This is a genomic window from Terrisporobacter vanillatitrophus (assembly GCF_051148895.1).
Classification (GTDB): Bacteria; Bacillota; Clostridia; order Peptostreptococcales; family Peptostreptococcaceae; genus Terrisporobacter; species Terrisporobacter vanillatitrophus.
This window is the reverse complement of sequence record NZ_CP154625.1, coordinates 452,654-473,057: the sequence shown is the minus strand read 5'-3', so window position 1 is coordinate 473,057 and position 20,404 is coordinate 452,654. Positions and strand designations below refer to the sequence as shown.

The 20,404-nt window shown below is 28.5% G+C and carries 15 protein-coding genes and 1 other RNA gene; 2 read left to right on the top strand and 14 right to left on the bottom strand.

Going from position 1 to position 20,404, the window contains the following annotated elements:
* Nucleotides 1–56 precede the first annotated feature (56 nt).
* The 7 genes from TVTCOM_RS02510 to TVTCOM_RS02480 all read right to left on the bottom strand — a co-directional run bounded on the left by TVTCOM_RS02510 (nucleotide 57) and on the right by TVTCOM_RS02480 (nucleotide 8,605).
* The gene (locus TVTCOM_RS02510) at nucleotides 57–785 is read right to left on the bottom strand and encodes a hypothetical protein (RefSeq protein WP_434798275.1); all 729 of its coding nucleotides are present in this window, start codon (nucleotides 783–785) and stop codon (nucleotides 57–59) included.
* Nucleotides 786–947: 162 nt separating this feature from the next.
* Entirely contained in the window at nucleotides 948–1,466 is a 519-nt protein-coding gene (locus tag TVTCOM_RS02505) for a hypothetical protein (RefSeq protein ID WP_434798274.1), read from the bottom strand.
* A gap of 492 nt (nucleotides 1,467–1,958) precedes the next feature.
* Nucleotides 1,959–5,672: a tetratricopeptide repeat protein gene (locus TVTCOM_RS02500; RefSeq protein ID WP_434798273.1), complete on the bottom strand. Its 3,714-nt coding sequence runs from the start codon at nucleotides 5,670–5,672 to the stop codon at nucleotides 1,959–1,961.
* Nucleotides 5,673–6,376: 704 nt separating this feature from the next.
* Complete coding sequence (locus TVTCOM_RS02495; RefSeq protein WP_434798272.1) at nucleotides 6,377–6,547, bottom strand: hypothetical protein; 171 nt, start codon at nucleotides 6,545–6,547, stop codon at nucleotides 6,377–6,379.
* Between the two features lie 273 nt (nucleotides 6,548–6,820).
* Nucleotides 6,821–7,169: a transfer-messenger RNA gene (ssrA, locus tag TVTCOM_RS02490) on the bottom strand.
* Nucleotides 7,170–7,401: 232 nt separating this feature from the next.
* Complete coding sequence (gene smpB, locus TVTCOM_RS02485; RefSeq protein WP_074919497.1) at nucleotides 7,402–7,863, bottom strand: SsrA-binding protein SmpB; 462 nt, start codon at nucleotides 7,861–7,863, stop codon at nucleotides 7,402–7,404.
* 88 nt (nucleotides 7,864–7,951) lie between these two features.
* Nucleotides 7,952–8,605 carry a DUF998 domain-containing protein gene (locus tag TVTCOM_RS02480; RefSeq protein ID WP_434798271.1) on the bottom strand — a complete coding sequence of 218 codons (654 nt, stop codon included), beginning with the start codon at nucleotides 8,603–8,605 and terminating at the stop codon, nucleotides 7,952–7,954.
* A 187-nt stretch (nucleotides 8,606–8,792) separates the two neighbouring features.
* Here TVTCOM_RS02480 and ytaF point away from each other — a divergent pair, with 187 nt between their 5' ends.
* A complete protein-coding gene (gene ytaF / locus TVTCOM_RS02475; RefSeq protein ID WP_434798270.1) occupies nucleotides 8,793–9,443 on the top strand; it encodes a sporulation membrane protein YtaF in 651 nt (216 codons plus the stop codon).
* A 103-nt stretch (nucleotides 9,444–9,546) separates the two neighbouring features.
* Here ytaF and asrC read toward each other — a convergent pair whose 3' ends face one another.
* The 7 genes from asrC to TVTCOM_RS02440 form a co-directional block, all read right to left on the bottom strand.
* The gene (asrC, locus tag TVTCOM_RS02470; protein ID WP_434798269.1) at nucleotides 9,547–10,530 is read right to left on the bottom strand and encodes a sulfite reductase subunit C; all 984 of its coding nucleotides are present in this window, start codon (nucleotides 10,528–10,530) and stop codon (nucleotides 9,547–9,549) included.
* A 12-nt stretch (nucleotides 10,531–10,542) separates the two neighbouring features.
* Nucleotides 10,543–11,340, bottom strand: coding sequence for an anaerobic sulfite reductase subunit AsrB (asrB, locus tag TVTCOM_RS02465; RefSeq protein ID WP_434798268.1), 798 nt, complete (start codon nucleotides 11,338–11,340; stop codon nucleotides 10,543–10,545).
* Nucleotides 11,341–12,357, bottom strand: a complete 1,017-nt coding sequence (gene asrA / locus TVTCOM_RS02460; RefSeq protein ID WP_434798267.1) for an anaerobic sulfite reductase subunit AsrA — start codon at nucleotides 12,355–12,357, stop codon at nucleotides 11,341–11,343.
* Nucleotides 12,358–12,552: 195 nt separating this feature from the next.
* Nucleotides 12,553–15,684 carry a ligand-binding sensor domain-containing protein gene (locus tag TVTCOM_RS02455; RefSeq protein WP_434798266.1) on the bottom strand — a complete coding sequence of 1,044 codons (3,132 nt, stop codon included), beginning with the start codon at nucleotides 15,682–15,684 and terminating at the stop codon, nucleotides 12,553–12,555.
* 142 nt (nucleotides 15,685–15,826) lie between these two features.
* Nucleotides 15,827–16,840 (bottom strand): sensor histidine kinase, encoded by a 1,014-nt coding sequence (locus tag TVTCOM_RS02450; protein ID WP_434798265.1) that lies wholly within the window; start codon nucleotides 16,838–16,840, stop codon nucleotides 15,827–15,829.
* Nucleotides 16,837–17,508 carry a response regulator transcription factor gene (locus TVTCOM_RS02445; RefSeq protein ID WP_434798264.1) on the bottom strand — a complete coding sequence of 224 codons (672 nt, stop codon included), beginning with the start codon at nucleotides 17,506–17,508 and terminating at the stop codon, nucleotides 16,837–16,839. Before TVTCOM_RS02445 ends, TVTCOM_RS02450 begins: the two co-directional genes overlap by 4 nt.
* Nucleotides 17,509–17,662: 154 nt before the next feature.
* Nucleotides 17,663–19,618, bottom strand: a complete 1,956-nt coding sequence (locus TVTCOM_RS02440) for an FAD-dependent oxidoreductase (protein WP_434798263.1) — start codon at nucleotides 19,616–19,618, stop codon at nucleotides 17,663–17,665.
* 145 nt (nucleotides 19,619–19,763) lie between these two features.
* Between TVTCOM_RS02440 and TVTCOM_RS02435 the strand changes: the two genes are divergently transcribed.
* Nucleotides 19,764–20,312, top strand: a complete 549-nt coding sequence (locus TVTCOM_RS02435; RefSeq protein ID WP_434798262.1) for a PadR family transcriptional regulator — start codon at nucleotides 19,764–19,766, stop codon at nucleotides 20,310–20,312.
* Nucleotides 20,313–20,404 lie beyond the last annotated feature (92 nt).

Genomic DNA, 20,404 nt, shown 5'->3' with positions numbered 1-20,404 from the left:
ATTTTTACACTTTGGAATTTAAATAAAAACATTGTAGTGTTCGAACACTACAATGTTTACTTAATTATATTTCTTTTTTTCTTACGTTGTTTTTTGAGATTATTTACATTATATTCTTGAAATGAACTTAAATATTCAATAACTTTACTAATATCCATATTCAATACTATTGATAAAGATTGTAATTTTTTTATATTTTCTCCACTAGATTTAGCTATCTCATTGATATCTTTCAAGTATTTTGTAATTCCATTTTGTAAATTATTTACCATCTCTTCTTTTTCTTCTTTCTCTTTTATATAATTTTCTGCATATTCAATGTAAGCTTTTAGTCTAGTATGTTTAATCTCTACTAATAAAAACATAATAGTTATTAATGTAAAATATAATGCCACCATCAAAGTAATTGTTTTTATATCTTGATTCCACCCTATTTTAAATATATTACCTCCTAACATAGTTACTATTACCCCCAATACTGTTACTAATAATGTGAAAATTCCTATAAAAAAACTTAATATAACCATTGGGCTATCATGTTTAGCCTTCGACATTTCTAATTTGAACTCTTGAATATCTTCATTTGAATTTTTATTCTCACTATATATCGCATCTATACTTTTTTTTATATTTTCAGCTTTAAAATCTTTATGATTTATTTTTTTGAAAATACCAATTGCTGGTCCAAAAAAAAGCTTTATTTTATTAAACAAACCTTCCTTTTCATAAAGAGTATAACTATTGTATTCTTTTATATATTTATAGAATTTATTTTTTGTATCCAAAATTATGCCTCCTTATTATTCTTAAGCCTTTTACTTTTACTATTTTTTTACTACAATTATCAATATTTATTATAATAAATATACCTTTATTACATCTTGATCTAGTCTATATGAATAACTTACAAGTAAATCCCTCATTCTCATCTTTCCCCAATTTATATCTTATTTTATGCAAGAGTTTTTTATTACTTCTCTATGCCATTCATTAAATGGTTGTAAAAATTCTTCACTATTTAACCAATCTTGCTCCTTAAGATTAAACTTATGAATGTAGTTATTAGTTACCCCAATATCAAATACTCCTCCGTCAATTCCACCGTCTTTAATAATAAGTAAAGGCAAGTCTAACATAAATGCCATTGTTGCCTCTATTTGATTCCACGGAGTCGGTATATCCTTGGAATCAATTTTTTCTTCATTCCTAGTTCCTGCCTTCTTTATACCTCTTTCGATTCGTATTTGAGGAAATCCTAAAATAATAGCTCCTTCGCATTGATCCATAACTTTTTTTATTGCTATCATAGGAGTTTCATTTGGAAAGTCCGTTGTTCCAATTGTTCTCAGCTTTATTCCTCTAGCTTGTAATAAACCATTTATCTTGTTTATAGTTTCTATTTCTGAACTGTTTAAATCAGTTGGCCTACTGAGAAATACATTAATTAACCCGTCACTAATTTTCATACACCCCTTTTAATTTACATTTATTTATATTTTATCATATTTTTCGTTTTAGCCAAAGTAGATCTACTTTAAATATTAAATCTTTAGATAGCATGAACTTTACACAAACAGTCAAGTTATATACCCTGCTTTTTTTATGACATATAGTGTTCTCTTGCTAAATCTATATAAATCATACATATATAATAATGCTCATGTTGTTAGAATCAAAAAAGACATTAGAAAATTCCGAAGCCACTGAAAAAGTGGCTTTTTTCTTTTCCAAGAAAAAAATTAAGGTTGAAAAAGTATAATAATACAAAATAAACCTCGTAGAATCGACTCTACGAGGTCATTTGAAATTTGTGAAAATCTTCAAGGTTTATTTAAGGACTTTTTCAGTGCCGTGGAAAATTCCTAATATCTTTTTCGTGGATTTCAATGGTGTATACGAATCGTTACCTTTAAAACCCTATAAATCTTATTTTTTTATGAATATTATTAGGTAACTGTTCAAAATATATCTATTCCAAACTCACTTGATTTACTCGTTAAAAAAATTAGGAGTTGTAAAGTTTTTTTAACTAGCTCCTCATTAACACTTATTCCGTGTTTAAAGCAATACTGTATATTTGTGCTACATTTAGTTAATTGATTATATGCATTTTGGTAATTTTTGAGACTAATATCAACCATCGACTTATTAAAATATAATATAATTAACTCTTCTAAATCCCCAAGAATATCTTCACTTTGAATTTTTTCATATATTTCTAAACTCTCGTGATACAACTCTAAACCAATAAGTGCTCTATTAAGTTTAACATTGCAATAGCCTAATTCCTTTAAATAATATGCCTTATTTTCACTTTTATATCCATTAAATTTCTTATAAATCTCCAACAGCATTTTTATTAGGTCGATTGCCCCATCATAATTTCCATTTTCTTTATAGAAAATATAAATTCTACTTACTATGGTTGTTATCATTTCTATTTCTTCTTCATCTATCTTCCACTGAGTTTCTATTATCTTACTTAACCAATTATAAGCTATATCAACCAATTCAAATTTTACATCTTCTTCCTCTATGTCTACAAATAAGTTATTCCATGCACAAAATACACACTCAATAGAATTATGAGAATTAAAATCAAAACTCTCTATAATTCTTTTATAATTTTCATTAATAAATTCTTTTCTCTCTTCAATTTCAGCTTTTAAAAAATATGCCCTTACCAATTCATCTTCATAATAATATCGATTCTGCTTCCTTAAGGCTTCTGCTAAAGTAATTGTTTTTGAAAGTAACTCATACGCTTCTTGTTTTTTATCCTTTAAGATTAATACAGCTTTATTATTATATAATTTTACTAAAACATCTACATCAAATAAAGAGTCATCTCGATCTATTTCTTCTACTATCTTAATAGCTTCGTCAATGATTTCAACCACGTCTTGCACTGTTTCTCCCATCTTTATCTTTACATTGCTATAATTCATAAGAGCTCGTGCTCTATTTACTTTTACTCTCACCTGGTCGTCATTACTATACTCTATAGATTTTCTTATATCTAATAGTGCATTATCATATTCTTCATATGCTAAATAAATTGTGCCCCTATTTAAATAACATAGAGAAATTTCATATTTAAATTTTTCTATTTCATAACTAGCTTCGATAAGCATTATTGCCCTATCTAAATCTTCCTTAGCACTCTGAATTTTTTCTATTTGTTGATATACAAGAGATCTATTACAATATGCGGTAATCACTATCTCTAATTTATCTAAATTATTTTCATAATTCAAACTAGAAATTATGTCATCTAGTATATGTATAGCCTCTTCATATTCTCCAATCTTATATAAGAGTAGTTCATATTTTATTAAATTCTCATAATATATCTTATTAAAAATCAAGCCTGTCTCATACTTTTTAAAAATATCTAAACTTAATTTATATTTCTCTCTTGATTCATTAATTAAACCATATAATTCATATAATTCACCTTGCTTAGATAGTATATCAGCTCTAGTTACTTCTTTTAAAGTAGTGTTATTTTCTCTATCTAAAAAAAATAATACTTGATTATATATAGCAATTATATCCCTTATGCTAGATACAAGGTTTATATTAATTTTACTTATTATGTAATTTAAATATTTAATTATTTCAAAGTTTCTACTCGACTCAATTTCCTTATTTAGCTTAGTAATTATATTGCTAATATTTTTGCATATACATACTTTACCACAATCTATATCATTACTCTTTTCATTTATATCACTATATATTTTATGTAAAAGATCTTCTAACTTTTGACTAATTTGATCAGGATAAATACTTTTAAGATACTCTAACAGCTCTACATCTCTAATATAAACTCTATTTCCATTGTTATTTCTGTCAACCCTCAATAAATCTTTAATGCTATAAATATAAAAAAGTAACCCCATATCATTACTTTCATTAAAGCATAAATTATTAATTTCTCTTAAACTTAAAGGTTCTCCTAAAGATATCAACGTAGTTAATATATCAATTACACTTTTATAATACTTCTCGCCAAATCTATTTTTAACATTTGCTACATCATATTTTGATAATTCTTCTAAATTTACACTCTTTAAATCTATCTCGTAATTATTTAAAAGATGACATATTCTCCTAACATTACTAAAATTATATCCTGACATGTTAAGTATGCTTACTATATCAACATCAGAATATCTCTTGTTAACTTTCTTTATAAATTTCTCTAATAAATTTGTATAATTACAATTAGTGTTGTCTATAATAATCTTGCTGTTATAATCTATTTTTTCTATTTCCTTTACCAAGAAATTAGAATCTGTCAATTCATCATCCATTCTACAAGTACACAATATAAAAACACCTTTTTCTAATTCTTTTGCTTTAGGAATAAAATCAAATATAGTCTTTTTATCATATTTATTTATTTCATCTATTCCATCTAGAACCAATAATAATTTTTCAGTTCCATACATGTTATAATATTTCTCTCTATAGAAATTTAATAATCTAGCTAACTCTTGACTATCATCAGATGAATTTGATGATATCATAGGTATATCTCCTCTAAATAATATTTTTCCATCTTTATCAACCCTAAATAAATCATTAATTGTGGAAGTGAAATTATTGATTCTAGAACCATATGAGTCATTTATATAATATGCTCTAGTGGAACAATTATCAATTTTTAATTTATTAATACTATTATTATCTAAAGCCATTGACAGTGTTGTCTTTCCCATCCCCCTTTTCATTCTAATTAATATAACTCCACTATCATTTTCTGCAATAAACTCATCTATTTCATCTTTTATAAAATCAGGCTTTATAAAGTCTTTACTAGTGTTTATCTCCTTAATAATATTATCTTCTTCAATCATTAGAATATCATCTGTATTCGACTCTTTAAACATTCTAATTGAGCTATCTTTTTTAAGTTTACTTACAAGTTGTTGTACTTCTTTTTCTTCAACCTCAAACTTATTCCCATTATAGTAATCTAAATAAGAAACCTTATTTTTATTACTTTTATATGCATCAAATATGTGCATATTATTATTGATGTCTTTAATTAAAAACTTTAATGGAATTTCATTATCATCTGTTTCAAAAAAACATTGATTATTCTTACATACTATATCAAAACTTCCATATTCCTCAATCATATTAACGAAAAATCTATACAATATGCTTATCTTATCATCAATTTGATTTATAAATTCTTGATTCGAAAATATTGCTAATGCACCATGACCAATCCAATCATTTCTCCACTTTGATATATAGTTTCTAGCGTAAACCTTACTTATTTCTTTAGATAAAGTATTTATAGATTTATAATTACTCTTTTCATGAAAAAATCTACAAATTGACTCCCAATCTCCTATACATAAATCTTTTTCAAATAGATGAAATAATAAATCTCCTTCTTCCTCTGTATAATTTGATTTATTAATTATCTCACTTGCAACTATTACAACATTGATTTTTAATATTATCTCAAATACATCTTTTAACTCAAAAAATGCTCCATATATTTGACCCTCTTTTAATAATGAAAAAACTCTTAAGTATTCTTGCCTTATTATAAGAGGGATTTTTTTCGAATTTTCATTATTCCATTTACTATATTTATTACATAATGTTTCTATCCATTGATAATCTATTTTATCTTCTAATTCTGACATATAACTTCCCCCTATTATTGAATATTACATATATATTATCTCACATATTCATAATATAACAAATAAAAAAACACGTTGATTTTATTATAAATCATCGTGTTTTTCAATGGTTAATATGATTCTCAAAATAATACTCACGAAATATTAAATTATCCACTCTATAAGATTCAACTTCTCCCCTAAAATTATACTATTACATTACAAACTATTATTTAATATCTCTGATGTCATAACACTTATATTATAGCCATATCTATGTATTAGCTTCTGTACTAAATCTGCAAACCATGGTGACGCTAAAGGTGATACATACACATTTTCTATAAGTGTATCTATTTCTACAGGTATATTTATATCAGACTCAGCTACTTTTTTATTAATTATAACTTTCCCCTTTTTTTAGATACGGATATTTAAATACTAATGCTCTTAGTTCTCTTTCGTGTTTAAAACTCATCCTTTTATTCAACTATGGATAAAATACATTACCAATAGGTATATATTCCTCATTATAATCAATATATTTCACTTTACCTATGTATACAGTCTCCTGTGTATTCTTAAAACTTATTATATGTAGTTTGTATTGCTATCGCATCAGCTAATTGTGAATATAGATTCCACATAGCTTCAGATTCATATTCATTAATATGCCAACAGTTTATAAAATTAAATTTTCTATTTATATTTGAAAATGGAACTAGTTACTTAATTAAATTTTTATACTCTTCATCTGTAATTGATGAATCTGAAGTAACTGTACCTTCTATGTTAATCTTAGTATAACTTCCTTCAAATTTATCATTGAATCTATCTGCTCTAATAAAAAATAATACTTCATCTTCTAATAAACTTAAAAATTTAGATATATCCATATTTTTTGTCCATTCTCAATCTCTTCAAATACCTCATGCTTCTCGTACATAATCTCTCCTTATAATAATTTTATATAAATACATGTAGTGATACTTAATTTATTTTAAATACAAAGTACAACTACTATATCTAGTATTTAGTATTAATTCATTAGATTTATGCTTACAACAATATAATTATTTTATCATATTAGGCTAGTTATATATTACTTTAAATTTATCCAATAAAAAAAGATATTAGCACATTGCCAATATCCTTTTGGTGGTTTTGAATGGTGGAGATGAGGGGAGTCGAACCCCTGTCCGCAAGCTTTTTCCTCGTTGCGTCTACGTGTGTAGTCAGCTGTTTTAGTATCTCGCCTCAACTAGCGTCCAGTGACAAACTCTAGCTTTGGCCAGCCCCAATTAATCCACTAATAGTCGAGACACCCTAATAGTAGTTCCCTGCATAAATGATGTCCAGGCCTAGCCGGCAGGAGGGCTCAGGCGGGACAAGCAGCATTAAGCTGCTAAAGCGTAATTATCGTTTGCGTTTGTTTTAAGTTCCCCAGTTTTTACGTGACCCAGAGTAACACGACACGCTGCCTCAAGTTCCGAACCCACGTCGAAACCATGCACCCCCATAGGAGTTTATAGTCGTTGAGACTGCTCAATTTGCAAACTTTTCACCAATTCAATATTTAGTTTTATATGAAGGGGTACACAAAATTGTTACGCCCTTATTTACTATTTTTACAAGGTAGTAACATTTTTGTTACCCCCTTTAGTAGCATCTGCTATTAACTAGCTGTGCTGTATATATAATATATATCTTTTTAAGATAAAAATCAACTAGAATTAATTTACTGATTTTCTTAGTATTTACCAGTCATTTCTCTTTCTATTCTTCTTTGTGCATCTTTCTTAGCAAGGTCTTGACGTTTGTCGTAAAGTTTTTTACCTTTTGCTAAACCTAGTTCAAGTTTTACCTTACCATTTTTCAGATACATTCTTAGAGGAACTAAAGAGTAACCTTTTATAGTAGTAGCCCCTATTAGCTTTCTGATTTCATATTTATGAAGTAATAATTTTCTAACTCTAAGAGGATCTGCTTTGTAAAAAGAGTTCCCTTGGTCGTATGGACTTATATGAACTTGTTTTAGGAAAACTTCAGAGTTATCTACAGATGCGAAGCCTTCTTTTAAGTTGACTTTCCCTGCTCTGATTGATTTAACTTCTGTTCCTTTTAATTCTATTCCACATTCGTAAGTGTCTTCTATGAAATATTCATGTCTAGCTTTTTTATTTGTAGCTAATGTTTTTTCTCCTACTGCCATACTCTCACCTTCTTTATTATTATTTCATTTTAATAAGCATTAGTATATCATATGATGAAAAAAATCTCAATATTATTGCTAATTCTTTCTATTTATCACATTTTGTGTAATAAAAAGATAGGACAAAGATTAATATTTGTAATGAATAGATAACTAGTCTTTCTGTTAGTCCTAGTATATTCAGTCCTATTTTCATGGAAATTGGGTTCATCATTCCACATAACGTTATTATTATTGCCATTATTAAAATAAAATTACCCAGTTCTTTCATTTTCTCTTGTACAAGATAACCATAGGCTAAGGTAAATGCTGATGTTATGGTTGTTGCAACTACGGCTACAGTAACTGCCAAATGCATTATATTTTGGAAGTTCATCACTGTTTTGTCTCCCACAAGGGGAAATGCTGCATATCCAAATAAAGATATTACTTCCATACCCAAAAGAATCACATACCCTGTACGCGTTGCCAAATGATATTTTTTATTTGATTTAACAATCATTCCAATAATAAATAAAATCATGCACACTCCATAAATAGTTGTGAATATTCTAAGTAAATCTTGATTTGGAGCACCATCTGCAGTTAGTGAGCTAATATCCATAGTTATAGGGTTATATTCTGGCCATAATATATTGCCTAAAATGGTGTGAGCCATATAAAACATAACACCAATCATGCCCAGTGGCATAAGATATTTTTCTATTTTTCCCTTAACAGTCAAACTTTTATTATCTTCCATGAAAAATCCCCCTTTTCATAAATAACACTTAGTAACCATCTATGATACTAGTTTTCATTTTTATTTTCCATACTTAAATAGTAACATAAGTTCTACTTTTACAATATATTGTTAGTACAAAGTAACCATTCGCTTTTGCCGAGGATTACTTTATAATTTTCTAATTATAAAAAATAGGGGGTCATCTATGTTTCATGCACTAAATTCCTTATCCACACTAGATGCAGTTTTGCTTGTTTGCGCCCTTTCAATGGACGCATTTGTGGCTAGTTTTGCTTATGGAACAAGTAAAATAAAAATTCCCTTTAAATCAGCTATGACAATTAACTTAGTCTGCTCTACTATTTTGGCTATTGCTCTTTTTATGGGTAGTATAATAAGTAAGTATATTCCTAGCGCTTTTACCACTAGTATATGTGTTACAGTGTTATTAATGTTAGGCGTGGCTAAATTATTTGATAGTACTTTAAAGGCTATCCTAACTAAAAGCGGTAATTTAAGTCGCGATTTATCATTTAAACTACTTGATTTTAAGTTTTTTCTTAGAGTTTGCTTAGATGGTACAGAGGCAGATATAGATCATTCTTATGAACTTTCTCCTAAGGAGTCTTTCTCTTTGGCAGTGGCTCTTTCTCTTGATGGTCTGGCAGCTGGTTTTAGTACAGGGCTTATGGTAACAAATTATGTTGAAATTATATTGTTTTCACTTGTAATAAATATGGTTGCTGTATTATTGGGCTGCCTGTTAGGTAACAAAGTTGCACAGAAAAGTGAACTTAATCTTTCATGGTTAAGTGGAGTAACTCTTATTTTGTTAGCTTTTTTAAAATTAAAATAAAATTAGCTTTGGTTTATTTTAGAAGTTATAGATTAAAAAGAGACTATGAAATATTTGAAAGGCATCAACATATTAACTTATGGTTGATGCCTTTTTACCTATTTTAATCTTGTCTGTAACGTATTCCACTCCAGTTAACATTTTGTTTTACTTGTGCTATATCTGGAAGAGTAACACCTTCTAGTGCCCATTTTTTATACTCATGATATCCTTGTCTATCCACAATATATCCTATATGCTCTTTGCCAAAAGGAGCATCTGGATCTATATACTCTCTAGTAAATTTGTAAGTATTTTCTATTACCTTCATTACTGTATCTTCATCAGCCCATACAATAAAGTCCTCTGCTACTCTTGGATTAGTTTTTCCTGTTCTTCCCATAATAACTATTCTATAGTATTTTTGAGAATTTCTTGTCCATGCATTGTTTGGGCAATTAAGGACGCATTCACCACATCCAATACATTTGCTATGATCTCTTACTACTTTGTAATTTACAAATTTTAATGCTTCTGTAGATACTTGTTTGCATTTTTTTACACATGCTCCACAGGAAATACATCTGTATGCATCATATACAGGAAGACACATACCTATTATTCCTATGTCGTGCATTCTTGATTTTATACAATCATTAGGGCATCCTGTAGCTGCTATTTTTACATGTAAATCATCAGGATAAATCATATTTTCAATCTTCCTAGCTAGTTCTCCTGTGTCATATTGTCCTTTAGGGCATACGATGTTTCCTATACATGCTGCCACATTACGAGTTCCTGCTGATGGATATCCACTGTATTTTTCACTTTGATTAGTTTTCATTTTATCAATAATTGGTTGTAGGTCTTTGTTTACTTCTTCCATTTTCTCCATGGGAATTCCCAGAACTTCAAAGCCTTGGCGAGTAGTCATATGTATTCTACCGTCACCATATTTTTCTGATAAATCAGCCACATCCTTTAGTGTGGTTGGAGTTATTGAACCTCCTGGTACTCTAATTCTTATGGAAGTCATGTATTTATTCTTAGTTATCCTAAAGGCATTTTTCATAGTTTTTCTTGTATTTAAATCATGCATAAGTTTCATATATCTACCCTCCTAGTCAAATAAAGTTTTTCCAAATGAATAATTAAATACTGGTCCATCTACACAAATATAAGTAGTATTCATCTTACAGTGACCACATTTACCTAAACCACAACTCATATTTCTTTCATAGGAAACCCAGATATTTTCATCTTTTATATTTATTTTTTTAAATTCGCCTATGGAAAATTTCATCATCATAGGAGGTCCTACAACTATTACAGCCACATTTTCTTTATCTTTTATATCTAAGTTTGGAATGTATTTTGTTACAAGACCTACATTTTTAGTGTATTTCTCATCATCACTTTTATCTACTGTAAGTGTTACATGTATTTTTCCACCCCAACGATCTATATCATCTTTAAATAAGATGTCATTGGGCGTTCTAAATCCACATATTAAGGTGAAAGATTCACACAAATCTATATCATTATAAAAATATTCCATAACACCTCTCACAGGAGCCAAAGCACTTCCTCCACAGACTACGATAATTTCTTTTCCTTTGTATTCATTTACATCAAAGCCATTACCATAAGGGCCTCTTATTCTAAGGTTGTCCCCTATTTTTAATTTAAAGACTTCTGTAGTAACCTTACCAACTTCTCTTATTGTGAAATCCAAATAATTATCACCTATTCCAGATACTGATATGGGAGACTCTCCATATTTGGGCATGGAAATTTCGTAAAATTGCCCTGGTTTGACGTTTTCAGAATTAGTTTGTACTCTAAAAGTAAATTCTTTTGGTGTGTGCTTTATTATATCTAGTATTTTAGTGTCTTGTGGTATATATTGATTTACCATTTACATTCCCTCTCTTTCTCTCTTGTTTACAAATTCATTTACTCTATTCATGGCAGTGGAAAGGGATATGTATTGAGGACAAACATCATCACATCTGCCACATCCTGTGCACATTTGGGGACCAAAACGTTGGGCATAATCATACATTTTATGCATGGTTCTATATCTCATTCTATCTCCATTTTTCACCCTAACATCATGTCCACCAGCCATTAAACCAAAGCCTGGAATTTGACATGAAGCCCCTACTTTTCTTCTTTCTCCACATTTATAATTGTCTTGGCTTACCACATCTTGCATAGTAAAACATGTGCAAGTTGGGCAAGATAAATTACATCTTCCACAAGCTATACATCTATAATCATATTCTCTCCAAAATTCTGCTTCAGCCACTTCTAAAGGATTTAACTCATCTGGTATATTTACTACTACATCATTTGATGTTACAAACTCAATATTAAAATCGCATTCTTCTCCGGTAAAAATATCTTTAAATTCATCATCTTTTATGTCAATATACACATATCCTTTATCTAGCTTGATTCCTAGAGAGTATTCATCTGTTTTATTAGTTCCCATACTCACGCAGAAACAATTTCTAAAAGAACTGGAACAGCCTATTAATACCTTCTTAACTTTATCCCTCAACCTTTTGTAATAAAAGTCTGGTTCATTTCCATTTTTTAAATATACTCTATCTAAACGATCTAAACTATGTATGTCACATGAGCGCATAAATACAAGAATTTTTCTTTCATCAATAGATGGGATTTTAAATTCATCTTCATTGAAATAAAATAAAGTTTCCGTACAAGGCATAACTACATCCTTTGCAGTGAACTGTGATTTTCTGTCAAACTCTATATCTTTTATGCTTTTTACTTCTTCATACCTAATCACATCTGTATCTGAGTAAGTACCAGCATAGGGTATACTTATAGGAGCAATTACCTTGTATTTATCTTTTAAATCAGATATTATTTGATCAAACTTTTCAATATCAATTCTAACTTTCATAAGTTATATTTTCTCCTTTATCCTTTTTATCTAATATATTTTATGTAATATATTTTACTTATCTAATATATTTTGCAAATTATTGAAAAATATAGTATCTTATTTTTTTTCAATAAAAAAATCCTATATAGATACACTTTTTACGTGTTCACTATATAGGATTTATTATTTTATGCTACATTTTTCTACATGATTTCAATTTATTTTTTCTTTTAAAACAATCTTAAATGTACTTCCTTTATTTATTTCACTAGAAACAAATATTTGTCCTTTATGTAAGTCTATGATATGTTTTGTAATAGTTAAACCTAGTCCACTACCACCTTTAACTTCAGAGTGTTCATCTATAACTTGATTAAATCTATCGAATATAGAATTGTGATATTTTTCATCTATTCCAATACCAGTATCCTTAATAAGTATTTCAACCTGATCTCCTAAATCTTTTATAATAACATCTATACGCCCTCCCTTAGGAGTAAACTTAGCTGCGTTACTGATTAAGTTAACTATACATCTCTCAATTTCATATTTATCACATTGAATAATTTTTTCTTCCATATCCGGCTCTATAATCAATTCTATATTTTTATTTTCTATATAATCCTTTAAACTTAAGGCTGCTTCTTCTACTATATAAACTATATCTTCATCTTTTATATTTATTTGATAATTACCATGTTGTGCCTTAGTAGTATCAATAATATTGTTTATTAGTTTTAAAAGACGTTTTGAATTTCTTCTTATTACTTCCATATAATAATCTATTTTTTCATGTGATATTCCATCTTCTTTTTTGTTTAAAGTTCTAATTACCTGTTCTGTTGAAAATATTACATTTAGAGGAGTTCTAAGTTCGTGGGATAAATTTATAAAATAGTTGTTTTTGTTTCTTTCCAACTGTATAACTTTATTTAATAATTCATTGCTTTTTTCCATTTCATCTCTTAGCATTTGGGTTTTTCTACCTACTAATTTATCCAATCTTTTTATCTTATTTTCCTCTTTGTATATAAGTAAAATTATTAGTAAGGCATATATAAAGTAAGCCCATTTACTTAGCCAAATTGGTGGCTTTATAGTAAACGCTACATTACTTTCTTCACTAATTACACCGTTATGATTTCTTGCCTTTATTTTAAGTTCATATTTTCCTGGAGCCAAATTATTATAGATGATTTCATGATTCTTAGAAATATTCCACTCTTCATCCATACCTTCTAACATATATTGATATTGTATTCCTTTGATATTTTTATAGTCTGGCAAGAAATATTTTATATTAATAATATTCTCATTATGTTTAAATTCTAGATTATTAATATATTTATAAGTTTTACCTTTGACAATAAATTGATCAAATACAACTTTTGGTGTATATTCACCTACTTCTATTTCATCAGGATTAAATATATTTAATCCATTAATGCCTCCAAATAAAAATTCACCTTTACTATTTTTATAATAAGCAGCACCATTAAATTCATTGCTTTGAAGACCGTCTTCTAAATATAAACTTACAAATTTATCTTTATTAACATCAAACTTGGATATTCCATTATTAGTGCTCATCCATAAATCACCTTGGCTATCTATTAAAATTCCATAAATATTGTTATTAGCCAAACCATCATCCTCTGTATAACTTGCAAATTCACCTGTGTCTTTATCCATTCTGGATAATCCATCACTGGTACCAATCCATAAGTACTTATCATCTTCTGCTATAGTTCTAATGGATTTAGCATTTAGTTCCTCCTTATATACTTTAACACTTTTACTTTTTCCATCTATATTAATTAAATATCCTTCTAAAAATGTGCCTATCCAATAGTTACCTTCTTCATCTTCATAAATAGTCTCTATATAAGTGTCTTCTATATTATTGTTGTCTAGTATATATGAAATATTTGTAAGATCATCATTGTAGGTATTTAAGATATAAATTCCTTGTGGTGTACCTATCCATAAATTTTTATTACTATCCAAATATAAATATTTTATTTTCACTGAACTCAGCATTTTATTTGAATTATAGTTTTCTATTGTATTATTATTTTTATTTATTTTATTTAGACCATTACTAGTTCCTATCCATATATATTTGTCATATCCTGCAATAGAGTTAATAGCATTACTTACTAATCCATCATCTGTAGTAAGACGCTTTATAGTTTTACTGTCTCTATCAATAATGTTAATTCCTGTAGAGCTTGTTCCTACCCATGTAAAGCCTTCATTGTCTTCATATATGCCATATATTGAGTTCTCACTTAAAGAATTGCTATTAAATGGATCATTTTTATAATGTTCAATTTTGTTATTAGGGTCAAATATACTAACTCCTTTGTATGTACCTACCAATATAAGACCATTTTTATCTTGAACAATAGAAAATGTATTGTTATCTAAAATACTATATCTATCATAGGCCTTATTAGTATAAGTAATAAATTTATCTTCATCCTCTATATATTTAGACAAACCTCCATCTGTACATACCCAAATAGTCCCATTGTTATCTTGTAATATGTTTCTTACATAATTTCCACCTAATGAATTTTTTTCGTTATTTGTATTCTTATATACAATAACTTCATTGTTTTTTATATTGATTTTATTAAGTCCTTGGTCATAAGTTCCAACCCATATATATCCATCTTTATCAGAATAAACTTTATATATCCAATTGTCACTAATAGAGTTATCCTTATGAGAACTATATATTTTTTTTATTTTCTTTGACTTAACATCTAACTTGTTTAAACCATTTGTTGTTCCTATCCATATATCACCATTAATATCTTCAGTCATACTATAGATTGACTGACCAGTTATAATATTATCCTCGTATAGGATTCTATTGAACTTGTCCTTTTCTTTATCATATAAATTAAGTCCATCATCAGTTGCTACTAATATACTTCCATCCTTAGTAATTAAAATTTCACATACATTATTATTAGATAAATTTCCCTTATCTTTTTCAGTTGTATAATTTATTATATTATCATTTTCTGGATTTACTTTACTTAGACCACCTGGTGTTCCAACCCAGATATTACCTTGATCATCTTCTTTTATATCTATAATATAATTACTCGCTAGACTATTTTTTGAGTTTTTATTATTCTTATATATCTTAAATTCATATCCATTATATCTATTTAATCCATCATTAGTTCCAAACCATAAATAACCCTTACTATCTTGTATCATAGTTTCTACAGTACTTTGAGACAAGCCCTCCTCAATAGTAATATTTTTAAAGTTGATATTATCGAATGCATCCACTTTAAGTATGCCTGTATTTATAGCTATTAACATTATGATTATGCTTAATATACTTCTTAGTCCCCCCATGCTATTTAGTATTCCTCTCTCCATTTAGTTGCTATTTATAAAGTATAATTTTAGTAGTGCTTAATATTATACTGTACATCCATATACATTTACATATATTGAGATGTTAGTCTTCTGCTATATTTTCTGTTCTCGGGAAAATTATGCTTACCTTTGTTCCTTCATTTATATTAGAGTCAATTTGTAAACCTAGTCCCAATTTCACACATAGTTTTTTACATAAATACAAACCTATACCTGTACTTTTTCCAAACTTTCTACCATTTTCTCCTGTGAATCCTTTTTCAAATACTCGATTTATATCTTTTTCAGTAATTCCCACACCATTGTCTTGCACTGTTAGCACTACTGCATTTCCCAGCTTTTTAGCGTTAATTATTATTTTGTCTTCTTTTCCTTTGGAATATTTAATAGCATTTCCTATTATTTGATTTAATATAAACTCAACCCATTTTGTATCAGAATAAATAATTTCATCAATATTCTCTAACTGCAAACTTATTTTTTTGCTTATAAAGTCCCTTTGATTTTTCTTAATAACATTTTTTACAACTTGAGATAATTCTATTTTTTTTATAATATAGTCCTTACCTACTTCGTCACTTCTTGAGTAATATAGCACTTGCTCCACAAAGTTTTCTATTCTATCCATTTGTATATCAATTTTTCTTGTTATTTCATTATTATTGTTTTCTATTAATAGTTTTGAAGATGCTATTGGTGTTTTAATTTCATGAACCCACATTTCTATATACTCTCTGTATTCTTCTTGAATGTTTTTGTAGTACTTAACATTTTCATGCATATCTCTACTTAATACTTTTAAAATATAATTTAATTCTTCTCCCACCATAAAGTTTGCGTCATCAATAACTTCAGGCAATAAATACTTTTTATCTAGATTTTCCAAAATAGTATCTATGTTATTGAAGTATTTTTTATACTTCATATACTCAAGCAACATATAGCTTAATAATGGCAAAAACCATATGCAAAATAAAAGAAAAATTATAACTGGAGCAGCCTTAGCAAAGCGCATAAATGATGAAATTATTATAAAGAACATTAAGTTTGTAGATAAAAAAAGCCCCTTGTCCTTTATGTAATCAATTATTTTCATGGCATTATGTACCCCAATCCTCTTCTTGTTTCTATTACATTTTCTATACCTATTTCTTCTAGTTTTTTACGAAGTCTTGTTATATTCACAGTTAAAGTACTATCATCTACAAAATAATCTGTGCTCCACAAATACTCCATTAGTAATTCTCTAGATACTATTTCTCCCTTTCGATTTATTAAGTATGAAAGTATTTTTACTTCGTTTTTAGTCAGTTCTATTTCTTTTTCATTATAAGTAATAGTTGCATTTGATAAATTTAGTTGAAAATCTTTATAAGTTAAAATACTACTATTAGCCGCAGTTGATCCACTTCTTTTTAGTAGTGCTGCTATTCTTGCCAGTAGTATTTGTGTATTATAAGGCTTTGTAACAAAATCATCCGCTCCCAAGTTCATACTCATAAGCTCGTCCATGTCACTATCTCTACTTGTTACGATTATTATAGGTACATCTGATTGTTTTCTCACTTCTCTGCATATGTAATATCCATCAAAAACTGGTAGATTTATATCTAGTAAAACTAAATTGGCATTTTGCTGTATAATAAATTCCACCACATTGTCAAAAGATGTGGGTGCTACTGTTTCATATCCATATCTGCCTAAGAAGTTTTTCAGTTCTTCTCTAATTATTGCTTCATCTTCAATAATTATTATTTTTTCCATCTATTTTTATCTCCTATATTTTATATTCTTTACTTTAGTATTTCTAATTTTTTATTATTAGTATAATTATAACAAAATAATTATACTAATAAATCTATTAAAAATAAAAAAAGAGCATCCCATTAATAATAATGGGATGCCTATTTTAAAAAAACTATATATCAAGTGCTGCATGATGTCCTTGATATACTGCTGTTGTTATAGTAGACGGACGTACACAGTCCCCTATTTGTGCCACATAAGGAGCACAATCTATTAATTCATCTACCATATTTCTATTAGCTCTTTGTCCTAGAGCACATATTACATGTGTTCCCGGTACTAAAACTTCATTTCCTTCTTTATCTAAACAAATAACACCTTCATTAGAAACTTTTAATCCCTTAAACTCAGTGTGAACTTGTACACCCTCTTTTTCTATTTCACTTAAAAGTATTGGACGATGTCTTATGTTTGCATCTGGAGCAAGTTCACTTCTCATTTCCACTAGATGAACTTTTTTGCCTTCCTGTGCTAGATGTATTGCAGTTTCACATCCAGCAAGACCTCCACCAAGGACTACAATTTCCTTATCATCTTTTATCTTATCTTTTTCTAAATAATAGTTGTTTACAACTACTACGTTTTCATTATCAAGGCCTGGAATTGGTGGAACTAATGGAGATGAACCTACAGCTATTATTAAAGCATCTACATTTTCTTCTTCCACATATTCTTTAGTAACCTCTGTATTTAAACGTATTTCTACACCTTCGTCTTTTGCTAGTTTTCCAAAAGTATTTCCAAGTTCATACATTTCATATTTAAATGGTATGGCTTGTTCTCCCTTAAGTATTCCACCTAGAGCATCTGTTTTTTCGCAAAGTATTACTCTATGACCACGTCTTGCTGCAGTTATTGCTGCTTGTAATCCTCCTGGTCCTCCACCTGCAACTAAAACTTTTTTAGGTTTTAATACTGGTGTGATTTCCATGCCATCCATTTCGCGTCCTATAAGTGGATTTACTGTACATCTTCTTGTTGATGTTGCTGCTCTTTCTGCCATACAAGTAAAACATCTTAAACATTTTACTATATCTTCATCTCTGTTTGACATTATTTTTTTAGGAAGTTCATGATCAGCAAGTAATGCTCTTGCCATTTCTACTACATCAGCTTTTCCACTTGCGATTATTTCTTCCATTTGTGCTGGGTCGTTTAATCCCCCAAGAGTTGCTACTGGCACACTTACATGTTTTTTGATTTCTGCTGCAAGATAAACATTACATCCATGAGGTACAAACATTGATGGATGTGTTATTCCAAATCCTCTTTGATATGTTCCTGCTGATACATGAAGTAAATCTATTCTTGATTCTAGTAATTTAGCTATTTCAACACCTTCAGCTAAATCATATCCTCCTTCAAATAATTCAGATCCACTTAATCTAAATTCTATCGGGAATCCTTTTCCTACTGCTTCACGAACACTATCTAATACTTCCTGTGCAAAACGCACTCTATTTTCTAAGGAACCTCCGTATTTATCTGTTCTTTTGTTAAAATATGGAGATAGAAATTGATTTATTAGCCATCCATGTCCCCCATGAACCATTATCATTTCAAACCCAGCTCTTTTAGCAAGACCTGCAACTTCTCCATAAGATTTTACTATATCATCTATTATTTCTTGAGTTAATTCCTTTATTTCTAAACCATCGGCTCTAACACTTGGACTTACTCCCCATTGAGATAATCCTTCTTTCTTGTTTTTATCTACTAAATAAGTTCCTGCATATTGACCAGAATGTGATAATTCCACACTTGGTATAGCTCCATGACGTCTTATGGCATCTGCTGTATAAGTAAAACTAGCTAATGAATCTACTATTTTCAAATCTAAATGATATGCATGTGAACCGTCAGTTTCTGGATGAACCATACACTCACTTATAGTTACTGCTCCAGCTCCACCTTTTGCTCTTAATTCATAAAATGCTGTTGATTTTGGTCCTATTGTACAATCAGCTGTTATATCTGTACCTCCCATAGGTGCAGAAAACATTCTATTTCTGAAAATTACATTTCCTATTTGAATTGGCTTACATAGATTTGGATATTTTCTTTTCATAATTTTCCCTCCCTTATATTAATTTATTTAAATAGTAACATGTAAATATTTACATGTCATTATTTACTTTTCCTTTATTTAGATTTTTTTTTAAGCAAATAATGGTATAATAAATTCATTAATAAGAAAAACAAAGAGGTGAAATATGAGAACTCTTAAATATGCAATCCTAGGTATATTAAACAGAAAACCTATGACAGGATATGATTTAAGCAAGGAATTTAATTTTCAACTATGTGAATTTTGGAGTGCAAAACATAGTCAAATATACCCTGAACTAAAAAAATTAGCTGATGAAGAATTAATTACTTATGAAGTGGAAATCAGTGGTGATGTATTAGAAAAGAAAGTTTATTATATAACTGAAAAAGGTAGGGACGAATTTTTAAAATGGCTTGCTAAAGACCAGCCTATGGAGCCTACTCCTAAAAATAAATTTAGACTAAGAGTATATTTCTATAACAATTTAGATATAGAAACTAGAATCACTTTACTTGAACATCAACTACTTCAACACAATAAGCGTCTTGAATTTTTAATCAGTCAAAAAAATGCTTATACAGAAGTTCCATCACTAGATGATGATTATTTTGGTGATTATCTCGTGTTAGATAGTGCCATTATAAGAGAAGAAGGTCAAATCAAATGGCTAAATAACTGTATAAATACTTGCTTAGAACAAAGTAAAAAATAATTCTCTACTATTAGAAAAAGAGTATAGATAGATTTGATTTTACACAAATGCGTCTATACTCTCTTTAATATATCTAGCCTTTTTGATTTTTA

What these genes read in the sequence shown, in the direction of transcription:
- TVTCOM_RS02505 (WP_434798274.1), bottom strand. Translation starts at nt 1,466, where the DNA reads ATGAAAATTAGTGACGGGTTAATTAATGTATTTCTCAGTAGGCCAACT.
- TVTCOM_RS02500 (WP_434798273.1), bottom strand. Translation starts at nt 5,672, where the DNA reads ATGTCAGAATTAGAAGATAAAATAGATTATCAATGGATAGAAACATTA.
- TVTCOM_RS02495 (WP_434798272.1), bottom strand. Translation starts at nt 6,547, where the DNA reads ATGGATATATCTAAATTTTTAAGTTTATTAGAAGATGAAGTATTATTT.
- smpB (WP_074919497.1), bottom strand. Translation starts at nt 7,863, where the DNA reads ATGGCAGTAGGAGAAAAAACATTAGCTACAAATAAAAAAGCTAGACAT.
- TVTCOM_RS02480 (WP_434798271.1), bottom strand. Translation starts at nt 8,605, where the DNA reads ATGGAAGATAATAAAAGTTTGACTGTTAAGGGAAAAATAGAAAAATAT.
- ytaF (WP_434798270.1), top strand. Translation starts at nt 8,793, where the DNA reads ATGTTTCATGCACTAAATTCCTTATCCACACTAGATGCAGTTTTGCTT.
- asrC (WP_434798269.1), bottom strand. Translation starts at nt 10,530, where the DNA reads ATGAAACTTATGCATGATTTAAATACAAGAAAAACTATGAAAAATGCC.
- asrB (WP_434798268.1), bottom strand. Translation starts at nt 11,340, where the DNA reads ATGGTAAATCAATATATACCACAAGACACTAAAATACTAGATATAATA.
- asrA (WP_434798267.1), bottom strand. Translation starts at nt 12,357, where the DNA reads ATGAAAGTTAGAATTGATATTGAAAAGTTTGATCAAATAATATCTGAT.
- TVTCOM_RS02455 (WP_434798266.1), bottom strand. Translation starts at nt 15,684, where the DNA reads ATGTTAATAGCTATAAATACAGGCATACTTAAAGTGGATGCATTCGAT.
- TVTCOM_RS02450 (WP_434798265.1), bottom strand. Translation starts at nt 16,840, where the DNA reads ATGAAAATAATTGATTACATAAAGGACAAGGGGCTTTTTTTATCTACA.
- TVTCOM_RS02445 (WP_434798264.1), bottom strand. Translation starts at nt 17,508, where the DNA reads ATGGAAAAAATAATAATTATTGAAGATGAAGCAATAATTAGAGAAGAA.
- TVTCOM_RS02440 (WP_434798263.1), bottom strand. Translation starts at nt 19,618, where the DNA reads ATGAAAAGAAAATATCCAAATCTATGTAAGCCAATTCAAATAGGAAAT.
- TVTCOM_RS02435 (WP_434798262.1), top strand. Translation starts at nt 19,764, where the DNA reads ATGAGAACTCTTAAATATGCAATCCTAGGTATATTAAACAGAAAACCT.